Origin of the sequence: Sphingobacterium yanglingense (assembly GCF_004363245.1) — a bacterium.
Lineage (GTDB): Bacteria > Bacteroidota > Bacteroidia > Sphingobacteriales > Sphingobacteriaceae > Sphingobacterium > Sphingobacterium yanglingense.
On the sequence record NZ_SNYV01000011.1, the window covers coordinates 423,805 to 443,730 of the forward strand.

Genomic DNA, 19,926 nt, shown 5'->3' on the forward strand with positions numbered 1-19,926 from the left:
GTTTTTGAATCAAGTTAAAAGGCTTCTTTAATTTCTTAAATTAATTTTACCTTTGTTTATGCTTATCAAATCCGCTGAATTTGTTTGTAGTAATACACAGGTAGACAAATTACCAGATTCCACAATACCAGAATATGCTTTCATTGGGCGCTCCAATGTCGGTAAATCATCGTTAATCAATGCTTTGACGAATAAGAAAGGACTTGCCAAAACTTCGCAAAAACCTGGAAAAACACAGCTTATCAATCATTTTTTGATTAATGATACTTGGTATCTTGTCGATTTACCTGGATACGGATACGCGCAGACCTCCAAGAAGAACAGAGCGGATTGGGAGAAATTTATCCGTAAATATTTACTGAGCAGAGAGAATCTACAGTGTATTTTTGTGCTTATCGATAGCCGTTTGGAACCACAGAAAATAGATTTAGACTTTTGTTGTTGGTTAGGAGAGAAGGGGCTGCCGTTTATGTTGATTTTCACTAAAGCAGATAAACAATCTATCGTTAAGTCGGACCAGAATATGGCGAAATTTAAACGAGCTCTCCTTAAATGGTTTGAAGAAGTACCTACACGTTTTCTGACATCGGCAGAAGATAAGGTAGGACTTGAACCTATACTAGAGAAAATTGATTCCATTAATCTTGATTTTACGGCACCTTCCGTTTCGTAACTATGAAGAAATACATGTCTTTAGTGCTATTTGCGCATAGCATATTTGCACTGCCTTTTGCTATCATTGGTTTTTTTCTAGCAGTGTCAACCACAGATTTTCAGTTTGAATGGAAACTATTCGGTTTGATGTTATTATGTATGGTTACCGCCCGCAACGCCGCTATGGCGTTCAATCGGTATTTGGATAGAGATGTGGATGCGCTCAATCCAAGAACCGCGGTCAGGGATATCCCAGCTGGGCGGATTAGCCCTAAGGCTGCGTTTACATTTACAATTCTAAACGGTATAGTTTTTACCATTGCTACCTATTTCATCAATCCCATGTGTTTGGTGCTGTCACCTGTAGCATTGTTTGTGGTATTATTCTACTCTTATATGAAGCGGATATCGCCGCTTTGTCATTTGGTATTGGGCTTAGGCTTGGGATTGGCGCCGGTTGGTGCTTATCTCGCTGTTACAGGGCAGTTTCATATCGTACCGATATGGTATGGTCTGGCCGTGCTTACTTGGGTCAGCGGGTTTGACATCATCTACGCGTTGCAGGACGAAGAATTTGACAGAGCTCATAACCTGCAGTCGATTCCTGCGAATTATGGCGGTAATAAGGCGTTACGCCTATCCGAAGTACTGCATGTGATGTCTTTTATCTTCATTCTGTTGCCTGTCTTTTCGACACCGGTGGGGGTATTATATTATATAGGTGTATTATTTTATGGTGCACTTTTAATCTACCAACATCGTATTGTAAGTCCTACAGACCTATCTCGGGTAGACCGCGCATTTATGACTACAAACGGCATTGCCTCTGTGGTCTTTGCCTGTTTCTACCTTTTGGATGTTTTGTCCGGGCACTGGATGATATAAGAAACTTTTACAATATTATTAGTAAAAATAATTGTCATTCCATTTTGAAATACTAATATTTGCAGAAATCTTATAAAGTTAATGGCTAAAAATTTATTGATAGTAGAGTCGCCAGCAAAGGCTAAGACGATAGAAGGATATTTAGGAAGTGATTTTTTGGTTAAGTCTAGTTACGGACATATTCGTGATTTAGTAAAGACGGACGACGCTATCGATACCGATAATAAGTTTGAACAAAAATATGAAGTTCCTTCCGATAAGAAAGCGGTAGTCAGTGAGTTAAAGAAGTTGGCCAAAACTGCAGAAACGGTCTGGTTAGCGTCCGATGAGGACCGCGAGGGAGAGGCTATTTCATGGCACTTATTCGAAACCTTAGGATTAAAGGAAAACGCGACCAAGCGGATCGTATTCCATGAAATCACGAAGCCTGCTATATTAAATGCCATTGAGAATCCACGTAAAATAGATTATAACCTAGTGCATGCACAGCAAGCACGTCGTGTGTTGGATAGATTGGTGGGGTTTGAATTATCTCCGGTACTTTGGCGGAAAGTGAAGCCTTCGCTATCTGCAGGACGGGTACAATCTGTCGCTGTACGTGTTATCGTAGAGCGAGAGCGGGAGATAAATAGATTTAATGCCGAAGCTGCTTTTAAGATTGTAGCAATATTTCACACAGGTAAAGGGAAAGAGCTTTTTAAAGCCGAGTTGCCACAACGTTTTGATAGAAAGGAAGATGCTAAAGCTTTTCTAAATGATAGCATGAGTGCTGATTTTGCAATTGCTTCATTGGAAAAGAAACCTGCACGTAGAAATCCGGCAGCTCCTTTTACGACGTCTACTTTACAACAGGAGGCGAGTCGTAAATTAGGATTTTCTGTAGCGAGAACCATGCAGGTAGCACAGCGACTGTATGAAGCAGGGCGTATTACCTATATGCGTACAGATTCCGTCAACTTATCAGATACGGCAATACAGGCAGCAGAAAATGAGATCGTCAAAGCTTACGGGGAAAAATACCATAAGCTAAGAAAATATAAAACTAAGGCTGCTGGTGCACAGGAAGCGCACGAAGCCATACGACCGACTTATTTTTCGGCACATTCCATCGAAGGGGATCCTTCAGAGCGTCGTTTGTATGAGTTAATTTGGAAGCGTGCTATCGCATCGCAGATGAGCGAGGCTGAGTTCGAGAAGACTGTTGCTAAAATTAGCATCTCTACACGTAAAGAGGAACTTACAGCGACCGGGGAGATCATGCGATTTGATGGTTTCTTGAAAGTATACATGGAGTCTACCGACGAGGAAAATGATGTAGTAGCGGACGATGACGCCGATAATACATTACTACCTCCATTAGAGAAAGGGCAGGGCTTAATATTAAATGAGATGACCGCTACCGAGCGCTTCTCGCGTCCGCCAGCACGCTATACAGAGGCTTCACTGGTCAAAAAACTAGAAGAATTGGGGATCGGAAGACCGTCCACGTATGCGCCTACGATTTCTACAATTCAAAATAGAGGTTATGTAATCAAAGAAGACCGAGATGGTAAGTCACGTGATTACAACGTGTTGAAACTAACCGCTAATGAAATTACTGAAGTCAAGAAAACTGAAATGACCGGGGTGGAGCGCAATAAGTTGTTCCCGACTGATATTGGTGTTTTGGTTAATGATTTCTTGGTTGAGCATTTCAAAGGCATTGTTGATTTCAATTTTACCGCACGTGTAGAAAAAGAATTTGACGAGATAGCACAAGGGCAGAAGGAGTGGACGGATATGCTAGAAGCATTCTATCGCCCATTCCACGACGAGGTGGAAGACACCTTGGAAAATGCTGAGCGGGCGAATAACGAGCGCGAACTAGGAGTAGACCCAGAGAGTGGCAAACCGGTCAGTGTGCGTGTCGGACGATTTGGCCCATTGGTTCAGATTGGTTCTGCAGACGACGAGGAGAAACCACGTTTTGCCTCTTTGCGTAAAGGACAGATGATTGAAACAATCACTTTCGAGGATGCCATGGAATTATTCAAGCTTCCGAAGAAAGTCGGTGAATTTGAAGAAAAAGAAATGACGGTGGCGATAGGTCGATTCGGCCCTTACATCAAGCACCAATCAGCATTTTATTCGTTACCTAAAGGCGTAGATCCTTTGGATGTGACTGAAGAGCAGGCTATAGAAATTATAAAAGAGAAGCGTCAAAAAGATATCGAGAAAGTAATCCGTGTATTCGACGAAAATCCAGATGCGCAGATTGAAAACGGAAGATGGGGACCATTTATTCGTTTCGGTAAGCAAAATCTTAAGATACCTAAGGCAACAGATATCTCCGCGATTACGTATGAAGATGTCTTAAAGTGGGCAGCAGAAGACCCTAAAGCCGCAAAAGCAACAAAGAAAGTAGTAAAAAAAACTGCAGCTAAAAAACCTGCAGCTAAGAAAGCTGCGACAAAAAAGAAGTAGAAGAAGATGAAGAAAGATTTGCCGGTTAATATAGTGGAAGATATTTCTATCGCTGTGGTGCTAGAAAGTGATTCCCCCATTCAGAAATCGTGGAATGTATATTTGGTAAACGAGAAGGAAGTGCCTTTGAGAAATGTTTTTGTAACGTCCAAAGGATATGGGAAGCAGGAGGAACGAGAAGTCAAAACTACGACTTTAAGACATTTTTTGGGAGATATAGCGGCGACGAGTTCGATTAGGATTGAAGCAATCGACCAGCAAGTGTTCGGATTGACCAATGAATATTGGTTGAGCTATTATATAGAAGATACTATTTTTGATAAAAAATATATCTTCCTACCGGAGAGTATTGTTGATGAAAATTTATCTAAGGTACCTTTGGTCAATAAACCAGGTGTACTGATAGGCGGAAATAGCTAAACAGAGAAATGGCAAGAAGTAACTTTATTATAGCCATAGATGGCTTTTCTTCCTGTGGTAAGAGTACAGTAGCGAAAGCGCTGGCAAAAAGTTTAAATTTTGTTTTTGTCGATAGTGGCGCGATGTATCGGGCAGTGACCTTGTATTTCATGCGCAATAAAATAGATTGCACTGATTCTGCCGCGGTATTACAGGCCCTAGATCAGATTCATATTGACTTTGTACCGAGTACTGACCAGGTACAGATCTTTTTAAACGATGAGGACGTTTCTGAAGCCATCCGCAAGATGGAAGTATCCGACAATGTCAGCGAGGTAAGTGCCATCAAAGAAGTCAGAAAGGCGATGGTAGCCCAGCAGCAGGCTTTAGGAAAGAAACGCAATATCGTAATGGATGGACGCGATATCGGCACAACGGTGTTTCCGGATGCTGATTTGAAAATATTTATGACGGCCAATGTTGACGTACGTGCCGAGAGACGCTATGCCGAACTGGCCGCCAAAGGTGAGACCGTAAGCATGGAAGAGGTTAAGGCCAATCTAGCGCGTAGAGATCATATCGATAGTACGCGCGAAGAAAGTCCATTGAGACAGGCCGACGACGCTATTATTTTAGATAACTCCAATCTAAATCAAAGCCAACAGCTAGACTTTGTAATCGACCTGTATACACAGCGTAAGAATCAAAGTAAATAATCGCTATTCTTAACATTTACTTAATAATGTCTTAAATTGTAGTTCGTTTCTCAAAGCTATTTTTGGGAAACGAATTATTTAATATGAACATCAAGATTTTATTGGTTAGCACGCTACTTTCTACTGCCATCGTACAGGCACAGGAACTAGCGAAAGGAACGGTTTTTATTGATATTAATAAAAACGGTAAAAAGGAGAAAAATGAAAAAGGAGTAGCTGGCGTTAGCGTCAGTAATGGGAGAGAGGTTGTCCAAACGGACCACAACGGAAATTATACCCTTCCTGTTGATAACGATAATATCATTTTTGTAATCAAGCCCAGAGATTATGTATTTCCGCTCGATAAGCATAATCACCCGCTTTTTTATTACCTACACAAACCTCTAGGTTCTCCGAAGTTAAAGTATACGACAGCCGATGCGACTGGAAAGTTGCCAAAATCATTGGATTTTCCAATGTACCCCCATGCGGAACCGACCAGTTTCAAAGCATTGATTTTTGGAGATCCTCAGGCCTATACAAAAGAAGAGCTTGATTTTTTCAAGCAGGGTATCATCAATGATATCTCTGATAAGAATGCCTTCCAGTTTGGTATTAGTTTAGGTGATTTGGTCGGCGATGACCTAACGCTACACGAGCCCTACAAGGAGACCGTCGGTAGCATAGGATTACCTTGGTACAACGTAATGGGGAATCACGACATGAATTACGATGTGGTGAGCGATTCGCTTTCGGATGAGAGTTTTGAGCTTAACTTCGGTCCGAACAACTATTCTTTTAATTATGGTAATGCCCACTTCATTATTTTAGATAATATTATTTATCCGAACCCTCGTACTGGCAAAGGCTATTTGGGCGGATTTAGAAAGGACCAGCTTGATTTTGTAGAGAATGACCTGAAATTCGTACCCAAAGACAAGCTGATCGTATTGGCGTTTCACATCCCATTAGTTCATAAAAACTCCGATGTATTCCGTAATGAGGACAGACAGCGTCTATTTGACCTTTTAAAGAATTTTCCAAATACGGTATCGCTTTCTGCTCATACACACTATCAACAGCAAAACTTTTATGGAAAGGCGGAGGGTTGGTCCCAAACAAAACCACACCATGAATATAATGTTGGTACGACGTCTGGCGATTGGTACTCTGGACAGATTAACCAGCAGGGAGTGCCAGCATCAACGATGCGTGATGGTACACCTAAGGGCTATGCCATCATGAATATCAAGGACAATGCTTATGCTTTTGACTACAAAGTCGCAGGGCAGGAGAGCAACTATCAAATCAATCTCATTGGTCCTAGTACGGTTAAGGCTAAACATACCAAACGTTATACTATTTATGCCAACTTCTTTATGGGAAGGACAGATGATGTGATGGAGTATAGTCTGGATGGCAAAGAATGGAAGAAGATGAGCCGTACGGATAGTCCGGATCCGAGTTATGAATATGAGGTGCTGAAGTTTGACAATGCGACAGAACTTATTGAAGGACGCAGACCTTCCAACGCGGTCAATTCCACTCACCTTTGGGAAATGAAATTACCTAATCTGAAAGCAGGAGCACATCAGATTGAGGTTCGCATCAAAGATATGTATGGCGTAACGCATCACGCCACGAAAACGATAAATGTAGTGCAATAAAAAAGGGAGCTTAAGCTCCCTTTTTTTGTTTACGTGAATTGACTATGACATAGCTGACAAATAGCACAGTGAGCCATATCGGTATCAGTTCAACAGATATTTTCAGCCCTGTAAACCACATCATGACCAGTACACCGGATAGAAATAAAAGACAGATTACGTTGCTGGCCGGATAGAACAGACTCGGAAATAGGGTTTTCTTGCCTTCTTTAATCTTTTGTTTTTTGAAATATAAGTGGGTCCAGCTAATCATTATCCAGTTGATGATAAGCGACGAAACCACCAATGACATTAATATCTCCAGTGCCCGCTCGGGGATTAACTTATTGACCACAATACAGATAGCCACTAGCGCCGCAGATACTAATATCGCTGCCGTAGGCGCATGGTTCTTGTTTAGTTTATTGAGAAACTTTGGTGCGTTCCCTTGTTCCGCCAATCCATAAAGCATTCTCGAATTACTATACACGGAGCTATTGTATACGGATAATGCTGCCGTAAGGACAATCATATTTAGTACATTGGCTATTATGCTCGTAAAATAATAGGTTTTATTGAAGAGGGTAAACTGGTATGAGTTCAACGAGTTAAAAACCTCGACGAAAGGGCTGGTATCTGCATTAATAGTACGCCAAGGCATCAAGGAAAACAGAATAAATAAAGCACCGACATAAAAAATCAGAATACGAATCAATACCTGATTGGTTGCTCTAGGGATATTCTTTTCTGGGTTCTCGGCTTCCGCAGCAGTAATACCTACCAGTTCAAGTCCGCCAAAAGAAAACATAATCATCACCAATGCGGCCATAAGACCGTGGTAACTTCCATCTTCGGCGATGCCGAGCCAGCCCTTGGGAAAGAATCCACCATCATTATAAAGGTTCTTGACAGTTGCAGTCTCTCCACCGGTCCCGGATAGCAACAGATAAGCACCGAATATAATCATGGCCACGATAGCCACCACTTTGATGATAGAGAACCAGAATTCGGTTTCTCCATACACCTTTACAGAAGCGAGGTTGATCGCATTGACGATAATAAAGAAAAAGAGGCTGGATACCCATAACGGAATTTCCGGCCACCAAAACTGAACATATACACCTATCGCTGTCAGCTCGGCCATGCTTACAAGTACATAGAGCACCCAATAGTTCCATCCAGAAGCGTAGCCTGCAAATCCACCCCAATACTTATTAGCAAAGAAGGAAAAACTTCCCGATACCGGTTCGTCAACTACCATTTCACCTAATTGCCGCATGATAAAGAAAGCAATGACTCCTGCAATAGCGTAGCCCAAGAGGACTGAGGGACCAGCCAGAACGGCAGCCTTTCCGATACCTAGAAATAAACCCGTACCTATCGCCCCGCCTAGGGCAATCAGTTGAATATGTCTATTTGTTAATCCCCGTTTTAGTTTTTGGTCTTTATTATTATCGTTCACGATTTTGGTTAGTTTTTATTTTCTTTGTTATTGATAGAAGCGTTACCTACGCCCAAGAGTTCATCCCAATAGGTTCCCGTCCGACGGTAATATACCAGGATCTGATAGTCATTACCAGTTTGGAAGTGGCTTCCCGAGAAGGCGTCTGTAACGACTTTCCCGTCGGGCGTCACGAGTACATATTCATAATCGTAGAGACCTTGTTTGAGCTGCTGCTTTACCGTCCATTTTTGCGTTGCAGGATTATACTTAAGCTTGTTTTCTGGGGTACGCTGATAGCTGTTGTAGCCTCCTACAAGGTAAATATCTCCCGAGACATCAGTAGACGTACGCAGTGAAAATTCAACCTCAGCATAGTCTCCACTGATATCAGCATTCTCATAATCTAAATTTCGGATATAGAATTTTCCGTTTTCGTCGTAGGTCGTCGCATAGGTGTTGTCCCTGTTGTCTTCATCGGTAAACAATCTTATATGCACCAGACTATCCATTTGTATCTCCTGAATCTGGCCTGAGCCTCCTTTGAACGAACGTAAGTCTGCATAGCGGAACTCATTATTGGCAGGGAAGTCTAAGGTCTCGCTATTGTTGTACTTTATCTCGCCGGTACCGATAAACATTGGCGTACGAAGCACCATCATATTATCCGGACGTTGGTTCTGCATGACATGCAGTTGAACATCCTGATGCGGGTTAGAGATTGTTAATCCCGTCTTGATTGCGATATTTAGCTTTTGATTGGATAACCTTTTATTAGCAAAGCTCGAAGACAGTATTTGAGTTTCAACCACTACCAGAGGCTTTAGGACGTAAAACTTACGTGTTAATATCAAGCGTTGCTTGTCGGCATCTTCATATACCTTTAGGAGGAAGTTGCCCGCTACCTTAGGTTTAACATACTCATTAGGGAATACGGTTTTATAATGCGTATAGTGGCGCGTCGTACCCTGGGATTGTTTGAACTCGACAATACGGTCTTCATTATATCCTTCGGCATAATCTAGTACGGATAGGCGGCTTGGTGTCCAGTCAGCATTACAATGCTCGATACTATAGTAGTAGTCCCGTACATCACCCCGGAGATCATCAAAAGACAGGACTAAAGATTCTGCATCGCCTAAGGTGTATACAGGGAGCTGGTTCTCTTTGGTCATAGGAAAGAGCTGCACCGTCTTTATGGCATCGATATAATTGATGTTATCATAGACCAGCTCTTGCCGTGGCGATTGCTCGATGGCAATACGTTTTTTTTTCTTCTTCTGTGCCTGTACTTGAAAGGACAACTGCAGAAGAACAAGTATTATCGTAAAAGGTTTTATTCTTAACATAGAAAGGGATTCCCATTAGGGGAGATTTATACTAACATTATTTCATCTGTACGATACGATCCACAATATACTTTGTGTTGCCACGCCAAGGTACGATTCCATGATATTCTTTGTAATGTAGGTCGAAGAATTTGCCACTATTGGTTTCTAGTTCTCTGAATATAGAGTCATTTTCGACCGAAAAGACAAATTCATTACTGGTCAATCCTCCCGCACGCCCGGCTCCGAATCCTTCTTGTATCAACTTGCCTTCGTAGGTTTTAAAGAGATTTCCTTTTTTTACTGCATAATTAAGATAGCCTGATTTCACGCCTTCGCCAAATACAAAATAGTATTGGAAATAGATAAAACCGGAAAAAACCAACATAACAACTAAAAATGCCCAGCCTAAAAAGCTTTTTAGCTTTGCACCTCGTTTTTTTGGGGGAGTATTTGCTTCTGTCATATGAGTTATACCATTACTTGATAGATTAAAGATACTAGATATGTTGATATATTGAGCAAATGATTTGAAGAAAATCATTTTCGATATTGGACTATAGTTGCACGGGATTGAACTATGGTTGTATCCGATTTGCCTATAGTCAAATCCAAGTTGACTATAGGCAAAAATGTTTAGTATTAAACAGCCGATTGTTTTAATCTTTCCATTTCGGTCTTAATTTGGGCTATTGTATTTTCGCCAATCTTGACCAAAGGCAAGCGAACGGTATCGCCGCCTATGTTTTTCTGACTAAGGATATATTTCACCCCTGCCGGATTACCTTCTACAAAACATAAGTCCGTAATATCCAAAAGCTGTGTATGTATGCTTCTTGCTTCTTCATATTGCCCGTCCTTACAACGCTTTACTAGTTCAGCGACAGCCTTAGGGTAGGCGTTTCCGATAACCGATATTACGCCGACTGCGCCTAACGCCATCATCGGTAGGGTCACTGGGTCATCACCAGATATCAATACAAAACCTTTTGGTTTGTCTCTCAGTATTTCTGAAAACTGGCTGAAGCTGCCCGATGCTTCTTTGATGGCCACAATATTTGAAAAGTCTTTAGCAAGGCGTAGGGTAGTAGCCGCAGTCATATTGCTGCCTGTTCTACCAGGTACGTTATAAAGAATCAGTGGTAAACTGGATACGGCCGCTATCGCTTTGTAGTGTTGATATATTCCTTCTTGCGTGGGTTTATTATAGTAAGGCGATACCGAGAGGATAGCACAGTAGCCCTGGATATCAAAATCCTTTATCTGCTGTACAATTTCCATGGTGTTATTACCTCCAATACCCGCCACTAGAGGGATACGTCCCTTAACCTTATCTGCTGTAAATTTCCAGACCTGCTTTCGTTCTTCAGTGCTTAATGTTGCTGTCTCTCCAGTTGTACCTAGCGATACTAAGTAATTCATTCCTTCTTCAATTTGAAACTCGATAAGTTGACCTAGCGTTTCAAAATCAATTGTTCCATCTGCATTAAAAGGAGTAACTAAGGCTACTCCTGCGCCCTGAATCTCATTCATTGTTCTTAAGTCTGATTTTAATATATTATTTGTTTATTGATTAATCATGTTCAACAAGTCTTCATCCGATATGATGGGGACTTTTAGTTTTTCTGCCTTCGTGAGCTTAGACGGTCCCATTTTGTCTCCTGCCACGAGGTAGTTGAGTTTAGACGATATGCTACTCAGCATTTTACCCCCGTGGGATTCAATTAATGCCGTCAAATCTTCTCTACTATGCGTTGCGAATACACCAGATATCAAAAAGGTCTTGCCTGCAAGGCTATCACTAGCTAACAGTACTGTTTTCTCTTCGACTTCAAATTGTAAGCCAGCAGCTTGCAGTTTCTCTAACTCCTCTAGATGTTCAGGCAGCGACAGATAGTGATGCACACTTTCGGCAATCCGTATTCCAATATCCTGCACCGAAGCAATCTCTTCTATAGAAGCCAGCTTTAGTTGCTCCAGTGATTTAAAGTGCAATGCCAGTTTTTTGGCGACCGTCTCACCGACATGGCGTATACCCAATGCAAATAGGACTTTTTCGAAAGGTTTGCTCTTTGACAGTTCTATTCCTGCGACCATATTGTCGATAGACTTTTGCCCAAACCTTTCGATGGTAACCAATTCGTCCCGTTTGTCTCCAAGCGAATAGATATCCGAGATTTGACGGAGTAGGTTAAGCTTATGGAAGGTCACAATGGTTTCAGCTCCCAATCCTTGTATGTCCATCATTTTACGTCCTATGAAATGTTGGAGTTTTCCAACTATTTGGGGCTCACAACCGTCTTCGTTAAGGCAGTAGTGCACCGCTTCACCTTCTTCACGTACTAAAGCAGTTCCGCATTCCGGACAGTGATCTGGATACTTGATAGGTAGGGCGTCTGGCTTTCTTTTCTCCATATTCACCCCAACCACCTTAGGGATAATCTCGCCGCCTTTCTCGACATAGACTGTATCACCTTGATGTAGCCCCAATCTCTCGATTTCATTTGCATTGTGCAGGGATGCTCTTTTTACAGTGGTTCCTGCCAGTACGACAGGAGCGAGGTTGGCCACCGGTGTCACAGCACCGGTACGCCCAATTTGGTAAGTGACCGCTTCCAGTATAGTCTCTGCCTGTTCGGCTTTGAACTTGTAGGAAGTCGCCCAACGGGGAGATTTTGCCGTGAATCCCAGTTCTTCCTGGTAGGCATAATCGTTTACTTTTATGACTATTCCATCAATATCGTAAGTCAACTGATGGCGTGCACTATCCCAATAGTGGACAAAGTCAAGCACCTCTTGGATAGAATTACATAATTTACTATTGTCCGAAACCGGAAAACCCCATTCGTGTACAGCCGAAAGGCTCTCCCAATGGGACTGATAAGTCCTGTTTCTGTTTTCCATGTATAGAAAATAGAGGAAACAGTCCAGCGGACGTTTAGCTACTTCGGAAGAATCCTGTAATTTTAAGGTCCCAGAAGCAAAGTTACGAGGATTGGCGTAGGTTTGCTCTCCATTTTCCTCCCGTTCTTTGTTGAGCCTCAAAAAGGCAGATTTATGCATGAAAATCTCCCCTCTAATTTCAAATACTTCAGGGTATTGTAAATTTGATTTGAGCTGGTGGGGGATACTCCGGATAGTACGTACATTATTCGTAACATCGTCACCCTGTATACCATCACCCCGCGTCACAGCTTGGGTCAACTTGCCATTCTCATAGGTTAGCGAAATCGAAAGACCATCAAACTTAAGTTCGCAGACATACTGCACGCTATGTCCAATCGCCTTCTGTACACGCTCATCAAACTCTATGAGTTCCTGCTCACTATAGGTATTGCTCAGCGACAGCATAGGCCACTTGTGCTGTACCGTATTAAACTTGGAAGTGATATCGCCACCGACCTTCAGAGTTGGTGAGTTTGGGTCTCGATATTGTGGGTAAGCTGACTCTAAAGCTTCCAGCTCTTTTAGTTTCTGGTCAAAGTCATAATCTGATATTGCTGAATTTGCCAATACATAATATTGGTAATTGTAGGCATTCAACTCAGCTGTCAATTGTTCTATTTTCGTTTGGATATCCTGCGACATATGCAACGAAATTAAGAAAAATTGAAGGTCTAATATAATTTTGGAACAATATTTTAATTCGGTTTATTCCAGAAAAAATAGATTATATCTTAGCTGTTCGCTATTTGCTCTTCAAATAAAAATTATTCGTAGGTAAGTCCGAGAAATACTGCATTTTGTTCATGTAATAGTCCCAAATTATGCATTTTTTATAAAGTCCATATTTGTTGTAATACACCGTATTTTTTTTCCTTTTGGATGCATTTTTAAAGAAGTTCAGGAAAAAGTACTGGTGTGCTCTACTTACGGCCCAAGCATCTTTAGGTTTTCCTTTTACCAAGAAATGCAGTAACGCGAACAAGTCTAACCAAAGGCGCGCAAAAATCGCCCACACGGCCATACCGAAAGTAAGATTCTTTTGCAACATGACCAGGCTGTTTCTGAAGTTAAGATAGGTCTTCTGAGGGTTGCTGGTATTTAATGTACCACCACCGACGTGATAGACGGTACTTTGAGGGCAATAGCCTATCCGGTGTCCCAGTTTCTTGAGGCGCCAGCACAAGTCAATTTCTTCCATATGGGCGAAGAAATCTGCGTCAAATCCTTGCACTTGTTTCCAGGCCTCCGATTTGATAAATAAAGCCGCCCCGGTAGCCCAAAAAATCTCCTGCTCATTGTCGTATTGTCCTTTGTCCGGCTCGACTGAATGTAGTATACGACCTCTACAGAAAGGGTAGCCGTAGGTATCCATATAGCCACCTGCAGCTCCTGCATGTTCGAAACTTTCCTTTTTATGGAAAGAACGAATCTTAGGTTGTGCCGCGACAAAATCTTCCCTAAGCATCATTTCGATAACCGGTTCGATCCATGATGGACTCACTTCGACGTCCGAGTTCAGGAGTACGTAATAGGGAGCGTCTACCTGTTCGAGGATTTTATTGTACCCGCCAGCAAAGCCAAAGTTTTCTTCGTTTTGAATAATCCGAATCTGGGGGAAGTTCTCCTTTACAAAAGAAATCGAATCATCCGTCGAAGCATTATCTCCGATTATAAATTCGATATTAGGATATGTACTGTTATATACAGAAGGCAAAAACTTTTCTAAGAAATATTTGCCATTCCAGTTTAATATTACAACGGCGACCTTAGGGTACTGTGTCATGCTTTATCTTTTCTCTGTCTTTTCCATCGATTGTGGGACCACAGCCAATACGGAGGTTGCTCACGGATGATTTTCTCCGTAAACTCGTTATGTATTTTGGTTATTTCGTGGTCGCCATAATCAGACGGTGTTTCTACTAAAGTTGTAAATTTACAAAAATAATGTCCTCTTTTCGGTTTTCTTCCGATATGACAAAAAACTACAGGATTGTTTGTCATTTTAGCGATTCGCTCGGTGCCTGTATATACTAATGTTTCCTGATTTAAGAAGGTCATAAAGTAATCCGAATCCTGATATAATGGAGTCTGATCGGCGACAAACATGCTGATATGAGGCGTGTTTTTTAGACGGACGATATGTCTCAAGATTTGCTTCATAGGGACCATCGTCGCCCCAAATCGGGTGCGGACCCCATTGTAAATCTGATTAATATCATTGTTGTTTAAGGGTTTGTAAATGACGAGACGCTCATAGTCGGTCATCAGCGATAACCGGTGTATTCCCAGTTCCCAGTTTCCGTAGTGTGCAGTGACACCTATTACGGCTCTGCCTGCATCAAAGTGTCGGTATATTTCTTCCGGGTTGAGGAGTTCGATACGCTCCTTTACCTGTTCGGGTTTGATACTGAACATTTTTATAACCTCTACAATAATATCCGGAAAGTAGCGGTAGAATTCTTTTGCAATCTGCTCTATTTCTGCTTCCGATTTTTCCGGGAAGGAGTTACGGAGGTTCTTAAAAACAACTTTTTTGCGATAGCCCAGCACATGATAGATTAAGACATACAATACATCTGAGATGCCATACAACATCCAAAAAGGCATTCTGGACATCGCCTGCAAAATAAAATGTAGTATACTTTTCTTCATTTGTAAATTGTTGTCTTTTAATAACCTCATGGAATATCCAATGTGTTTTGTCCTATTTCTACAGTTCTTTCTACATGGATAGTTCACTCACCGAGGTGGTGACGTTTTCGTTACGCAAACTTATATAAAATGCTTAGCATTCGCGAATACCTAATCAAAAAAGACGTAGAATAAAGCATGTAGAAATCCGCTTACTGCGTTTTTGTGTCGGAAATATGCTTTAATAACGCTATTTTTGTTGCCGAATCCAAAGTTAGTTTTTAAAATATGTCAATTCCAGTCCTGTTATCTGCAAATTATCTTCCTCCAGTGTCGTATTTTCACGCTATTGCGCAAAATCCAGGTACTGTTCTTATCGACCAGTACGAGCATTTTCCAAAGCAGACCTATAGGAGTAGAACACATATCGCAACAGCAAATGGAATTTTGGATCTTATGATTCCGATACAACATGGCCGTAAAGAACATGTCGCCATGAAGGAAGTCAAGATTAGCTATGACCATGATTGGCAAAGGCTACACTGGTCCAGTATACAGACCGCTTACCGTAGCTCTGCTTATTTTGAATACTATGAAGATGAGTTCGCACCATTTTATGAGCGCAAGTTTGACTACCTTTTTGATTTTAATTTGGAGCAACTTCAATTGATCCTACAGTTGCTGAAGTTACCCAGAGAGCTACAACGTACGGAAGCTTATACGAAGAATTATGAAGGGTTAGACTTTAGAACTTCAATTCACCCGAAAAAGCCATCAGTATACACTAACCCTAAGGCGTATTATCAGGTATTTGAAGAGCGCACAGGGTTTCAGCCCAATGTCAGTATTATAGACTTACTCTTTAACCAAGGTCCACAGAGCAAAATGTTTTTGTAGTCCGTAGAGATTTGAGCAACTAAATCTAGACCTTTCGAAAAACTATAAAGGGATATCATTGTTATAGTGGACGTACGATGTTACGAACCTTTTAACACATAACAATGAATCGAACTTTCTTAGTATTAGTAATGGTGTTTCTGTATAGCATGGTATTTGCGCAATCAGGAGCAGACACCATCCATTATAAAAAGGTTTACTATTTTGCCGGAACAGGATTAGGAATTCCCTTGGGTAAAACGAGAGATGTGCTCTCGCCCAAGCTCTTTGTCGGTAGTATGGGATTAGATATTACCCTGAATAATCCCAAGTACTATTTATACCCCGCATTGTATTTATTAGCATTTAAGTATGACCAAAAAGCTCAGGACCCCGAATTCAATACGATAATCAAAAATGGACTTTCCAATTTCTATATGTTGAGTTTGGCAGCGGGGACGAGAAGACAGTTTGAACGGTTGAATACCTACGTCTATCTAGGCCCTACAATTGGCCTGGTACATGAACCACGGTCCAATCTCGTTGGCGATGTGGTCAATATCGAGTATTTAAAATCCATAGCATTTGGCACCAAACTGGGGGTAGGTGCTGACTACCGTTTTAGCGGCTTTTTTATTGGTACAGAGGTAGGGTATATGTACAATGTAAATCGGGTGCAGAAACAACCTTTTCACGCTTTAACGTTGATGGTTGGCCTCAAATCGGATATAACCCGGCTGAGCGATAAGGTAGTCGATATTTTGGCACCCCATTAAAACTTTCAAATGTTTAAGAATCGTATAATTTGATTAAGCTAAATGATGTGTGTTAAAAAATGTTAATGACTCCTAAAAGATATACTTTAAGGAGTAAAACGACGTTTTACAAGCGAATATAACATTCATAATTTCATAATTTAGGTTAATAATTGGTTTGGTAAATCCTGAAGTTCCCCGCTTCAGGATTTTTCTATTTAGTGACGTTTTGTCATCCGACCCGAAGGAGGGGAGTGTATTTCTTGTTTGTCAGTCCTGCCAAAGTGATACCCCGGAAATTATAAAAACAATGACAGAGGAAATTTTATTTATCGAAGCGTAATATTTTTTTGTTAAAATACTGTTAAAATTCAATTACCTCATGAGTTTGGTACCTCATTTGCATTAGTTGTAATGAATATAAAATTCATAATTTCATATTTAGGTTAATAATTGGTTTGGTAAATCCTGGAGCTCCCCGCTTCAGGATTTTTTTTTGAAACGCCCTGCTCTTAACACTCGTGCGCAACCTGTATTTCCTGTGATAGATCAGCAGTATTCGGTATCAAAGTTAGAAGTTCAGCTTAGTGATCTCCCACGTAGCGGTATGGAAGATCAGGAGCTGGTTCTTCATTGGGGTGTTCCCCGTTATTATTTTCAACGTCTCCTGCACCATCATCAGTCCCAGTATTCCGGGCACAGTGTTCAATACCCCATTTTGGTCACAACTCGGCACATCGTCCGAATGTGGCGCAGAGGGAAATAGGTCCCGAAGATTTTTAGAGCCCTCATGATTGAAAACTGCCAGCTGTATTTCAAAATTGAGTACCGAACCGTATACCAAAGTTTTGTTCTGTCGGACACAGGCATCATTGATAGCATATCGGCTGTTAAAGTTGTCCGTACCATCGAGTACAATATCATATGCCGAGACATAATCGTCCAGGTTTGTCCCCGTTACTTTAGCAATGATAGGTTCAAATTTGACTTCCGGATTAAGCGCTTCAATAGCTTCTGCTGCCGAAAGAACCTTGGGCATCGCTAGGTTCTTCTGCTTATGGATCACTTGCCGATGTAGATTGTGGATTTCCACTTGGTCAAAGTCGATGCAAGCAATCGTACCTACCCCAGCTGCGGCAAGGTAAAGCAGGATAGGGGCACCTAGTCCACCGGCACCGATTACAAGGACACGGCTTTGGCATAGCTGTACTTGTCCAGCTATGCCTATAGGAGCGAAGGATATTTGTTTTTTATAGCGTAGTATTTGTTCTTTTGTTAGCTTCATATCGGGATAATTTTCACTGCTTAATACTCAATCTGCCAATCTTTCCATACGGGTTGATACCCCTTTTTTGCAATTAGGGATGCTATTTCCGCTGGCGTACGCTCGTCGCTGATTTCAAATTGCTCCAACGATTCCGGAGCGATCACATAGCCCCCTGGGTTCGTTTTGGACCCAGCGCTCATCGCGGTGACTCCCAATGGGATGATATGGTCCCTAAATAGAGGATGCTCCCGTGTCGATAGCGATAGCTCCAAATCTGGATTCCAGATTCGATAAGCACATATCAGTTGCAGTAAATCATCGTCCCGCATCAGAAAGTTAGGCTCCACCGATCCGCTTGCCGGGCGCAGTCTCGGAAAGGAAACACTGTATTTGGTACGCCAATAATTTTTCTGTAGGTAATCGATGTGCAAAGCGGTAAAGAAGCTGTCTACACGCCAGTCCTCCAGACCGAGTAAAACCCCAAGCCCAATCTTATGCATACCTGCTCTACCGATTCGATCCGGAGTCTCTAAGCGATATTGAAAATTAGATTTCTTTCCCTTCGGGTGATAGGTTTTGTAGACCTCCTGATGATACGTCTCCTGGTACACCATGACCGCATTTACCTTGGCCTGATGCAGCGCCAGATAGTCCTCGTAATCGAGTGGCTGTACCTCTATGGAGATTTGAGCAAATAGGGACGTCAGTTGCTCTACCGCTTGTAGAAAGTAGGGTGTACCGACGGTGTGGTTTGATTCGCCTGTCACCAATAGAGCATGCTGAAAGCCCATGGCTTTAAGTGCTTTGGCTTCTATGTCTATTTCGTTAGAGCTTAATGTACGCCGAGGAAGCTTATTGTCCATACTAAAACCACAATAGGTGCATATATTCTGGCACTCATTGCTCAGGTATAATGGCGCGTAGAGCTGTATGTTCTTGCCAAATCGGCGGGTCGTAATCCGATGCGATAGCTGAGCCATCTCTTCGAGCATTGGTTTGGCGGCAGGCGACAGAAGATGTAGGAAATCATTGACGCTACGTTGACTCTTATGAAGCGATTGTTCAACCTGTTCAGGCGTGGTACTGTATATCTTCTGCGTTATTTCCTCCCAAGAGTAGGTCTTAAAAATCGAGGTAAATGTCGTTTCCATCTTTAGTAAGGTTGAGTTAGAAACTCAGTCAACGGACTGCTTGCTATGGCTTTGGCCTGGCTGCTGTTTGTTCCGATTTCATAGGCGAGACGGCCCGCTTCTATAGCCGTAGAAAACGCTTGGGCGATGGCTACTGGATTATTTGAAACAGCGATAGCAGTGTTTATTAATACAGCGTCTGCGCCGATTTCCATGGCTTTGCACGCATCGGAAGGCGTCCCGATACCCGCATCCACAATAACCGGAACACGACTTTGCTCGATGATGATAGATAAGAAATCGAGTGTCTTCAACCCTTGGTTACTGCCTATCGGTGACCCTAAGGGCATTACTGCTGCTGTGCCTACATCCTCGAGGCGCTTACATAGGACTGGATCGGCATGGATATAAGGGAGCACGACAAAACCGAGCTTAGCCAACTCTTCACAGGCCAGCAATGTTTCTATAGGGTCAGGCATCAGGTATTTAGGGTCTGGATGTATTTCGAGTTTAATCCAGTTGGTCTGCATCGCTTCCCGGGCGAGTTGCGCGGCAAGCACGGCTTCTTTTGCCGTTCTTGCTCCCGAGGTGTTTGGGAGCAACTGCATTTGATTCTGGTCGATATAAGATAGTATATCATCTTCTTCGGCCTCTTGGTCTACGCGTTTTAAGGCGACGGTCACCAGTTCACTTTTGGAGGCAACTAAGGCGTCGCTCATGATCTCAGGCGAGCCAAATTTGCCCGTTCCGATAAAAAAGCGGGATTGAAAAGTGCGGTCTGCTATTATTAATGGGGTCATAAGGTATAGT

18 protein-coding genes are annotated in these 19,926 nt (G+C 42.1%); 8 read left to right on the forward strand and 10 right to left on the reverse strand.

Annotated features, from left to right (window positions below):
• Positions 1-58: 58 nt before the first annotated feature.
• From yihA to CLV99_RS03930, 6 genes are all read left to right on the forward strand, one after another.
• Positions 59-673 carry a ribosome biogenesis GTP-binding protein YihA/YsxC gene (gene yihA / locus CLV99_RS03905; RefSeq protein WP_133583177.1) on the forward strand — a complete coding sequence of 205 codons (615 nt, stop codon included), beginning with the start codon at positions 59-61 and terminating at the stop codon, positions 671-673.
• A gap of 2 nt (positions 674-675) precedes the next feature.
• On the forward strand, positions 676-1,539 hold the full coding sequence (locus tag CLV99_RS03910) for a UbiA-like polyprenyltransferase (RefSeq protein ID WP_133583178.1): 864 nt from the start codon (positions 676-678) through the stop codon (positions 1,537-1,539).
• A gap of 81 nt (positions 1,540-1,620) precedes the next feature.
• Complete coding sequence (topA, locus tag CLV99_RS03915) at positions 1,621-4,002, forward strand: type I DNA topoisomerase (RefSeq protein ID WP_133583179.1); 2,382 nt, start codon at positions 1,621-1,623, stop codon at positions 4,000-4,002.
• 6 nt (positions 4,003-4,008) lie between these two features.
• A complete protein-coding gene (locus CLV99_RS03920; protein ID WP_133583180.1) occupies positions 4,009-4,422 on the forward strand; it encodes a hypothetical protein in 414 nt (137 codons plus the stop codon).
• An 8-nt stretch (positions 4,423-4,430) separates the two neighbouring features.
• Positions 4,431-5,117 carry a (d)CMP kinase gene (gene cmk, locus CLV99_RS03925; RefSeq protein WP_133583181.1) on the forward strand — a complete coding sequence of 229 codons (687 nt, stop codon included), beginning with the start codon at positions 4,431-4,433 and terminating at the stop codon, positions 5,115-5,117.
• An 83-nt stretch (positions 5,118-5,200) separates the two neighbouring features.
• Positions 5,201-6,763, forward strand: a complete 1,563-nt coding sequence (locus tag CLV99_RS03930) for a calcineurin-like phosphoesterase C-terminal domain-containing protein (RefSeq protein WP_133583182.1) — start codon at positions 5,201-5,203, stop codon at positions 6,761-6,763.
• A 10-nt stretch (positions 6,764-6,773) separates the two neighbouring features.
• Here CLV99_RS03930 and CLV99_RS03935 read toward each other — a convergent pair whose 3' ends face one another.
• The 7 genes from CLV99_RS03935 to CLV99_RS03965 form a co-directional block, all read right to left on the reverse strand.
• Positions 6,774-8,204 (reverse strand): amino acid permease, encoded by a 1,431-nt coding sequence (locus CLV99_RS03935; protein ID WP_133583183.1) that lies wholly within the window; start codon positions 8,202-8,204, stop codon positions 6,774-6,776.
• A gap of 8 nt (positions 8,205-8,212) precedes the next feature.
• Positions 8,213-9,532 carry a type IX secretion system plug protein gene (locus CLV99_RS03940; protein WP_133583184.1) on the reverse strand — a complete coding sequence of 440 codons (1,320 nt, stop codon included), beginning with the start codon at positions 9,530-9,532 and terminating at the stop codon, positions 8,213-8,215.
• Positions 9,533-9,569: 37 nt separating this feature from the next.
• Complete coding sequence (locus tag CLV99_RS03945) at positions 9,570-9,977, reverse strand: hypothetical protein (RefSeq protein ID WP_211348406.1); 408 nt, start codon at positions 9,975-9,977, stop codon at positions 9,570-9,572.
• 176 nt (positions 9,978-10,153) lie between these two features.
• The gene (dapA, locus tag CLV99_RS03950; RefSeq protein WP_133583185.1) at positions 10,154-11,044 is read right to left on the reverse strand and encodes a 4-hydroxy-tetrahydrodipicolinate synthase; all 891 of its coding nucleotides are present in this window, start codon (positions 11,042-11,044) and stop codon (positions 10,154-10,156) included.
• Positions 11,045-11,077: 33 nt separating this feature from the next.
• Positions 11,078-13,099: an NAD-dependent DNA ligase LigA gene (ligA, locus tag CLV99_RS03955; protein ID WP_133583186.1), complete on the reverse strand. Its 2,022-nt coding sequence runs from the start codon at positions 13,097-13,099 to the stop codon at positions 11,078-11,080.
• Positions 13,100-13,199: 100 nt separating this feature from the next.
• Positions 13,200-14,240, reverse strand: coding sequence for a glycosyltransferase family 2 protein (locus CLV99_RS03960; RefSeq protein WP_133583187.1), 1,041 nt, complete (start codon positions 14,238-14,240; stop codon positions 13,200-13,202).
• The gene (locus CLV99_RS03965; protein WP_133583188.1) at positions 14,237-15,109 is read right to left on the reverse strand and encodes a lysophospholipid acyltransferase family protein; all 873 of its coding nucleotides are present in this window, start codon (positions 15,107-15,109) and stop codon (positions 14,237-14,239) included. The genes CLV99_RS03960 and CLV99_RS03965 overlap by 4 nt, the downstream gene beginning before the upstream one ends.
• 267 nt (positions 15,110-15,376) lie before the next feature.
• Between CLV99_RS03965 and CLV99_RS03970 the strand changes: the two genes are divergently transcribed.
• Positions 15,377-15,985, forward strand: coding sequence for a WbqC family protein (locus tag CLV99_RS03970; RefSeq protein WP_133583189.1), 609 nt, complete (start codon positions 15,377-15,379; stop codon positions 15,983-15,985).
• Positions 15,986-16,089: 104 nt separating this feature from the next.
• Positions 16,090-16,740: a hypothetical protein gene (locus tag CLV99_RS03975; RefSeq protein ID WP_133583190.1), complete on the forward strand. Its 651-nt coding sequence runs from the start codon at positions 16,090-16,092 to the stop codon at positions 16,738-16,740.
• Between the two features lie 550 nt (positions 16,741-17,290).
• On the opposite strand, the gene CLV99_RS03980 is transcribed toward CLV99_RS03975, so the two are convergent.
• The 3 genes from CLV99_RS03980 to CLV99_RS03990 are packed head-to-tail and all read right to left on the reverse strand — an operon-like array spanning position 17,291 to position 19,916.
• Entirely contained in the window at positions 17,291-18,004 is a 714-nt protein-coding gene (locus CLV99_RS03980; protein ID WP_133583191.1) for a HesA/MoeB/ThiF family protein, read from the reverse strand.
• Positions 18,005-18,024: 20 nt separating this feature from the next.
• The gene (gene thiH / locus CLV99_RS03985; RefSeq protein WP_133583192.1) at positions 18,025-19,137 is read right to left on the reverse strand and encodes a 2-iminoacetate synthase ThiH; all 1,113 of its coding nucleotides are present in this window, start codon (positions 19,135-19,137) and stop codon (positions 18,025-18,027) included.
• Between the two features lie 2 nt (positions 19,138-19,139).
• Positions 19,140-19,916 carry a thiazole synthase gene (locus tag CLV99_RS03990; protein ID WP_133583193.1) on the reverse strand — a complete coding sequence of 259 codons (777 nt, stop codon included), beginning with the start codon at positions 19,914-19,916 and terminating at the stop codon, positions 19,140-19,142.
• Between the last annotated feature and the right edge of the window lie 10 nt (positions 19,917-19,926).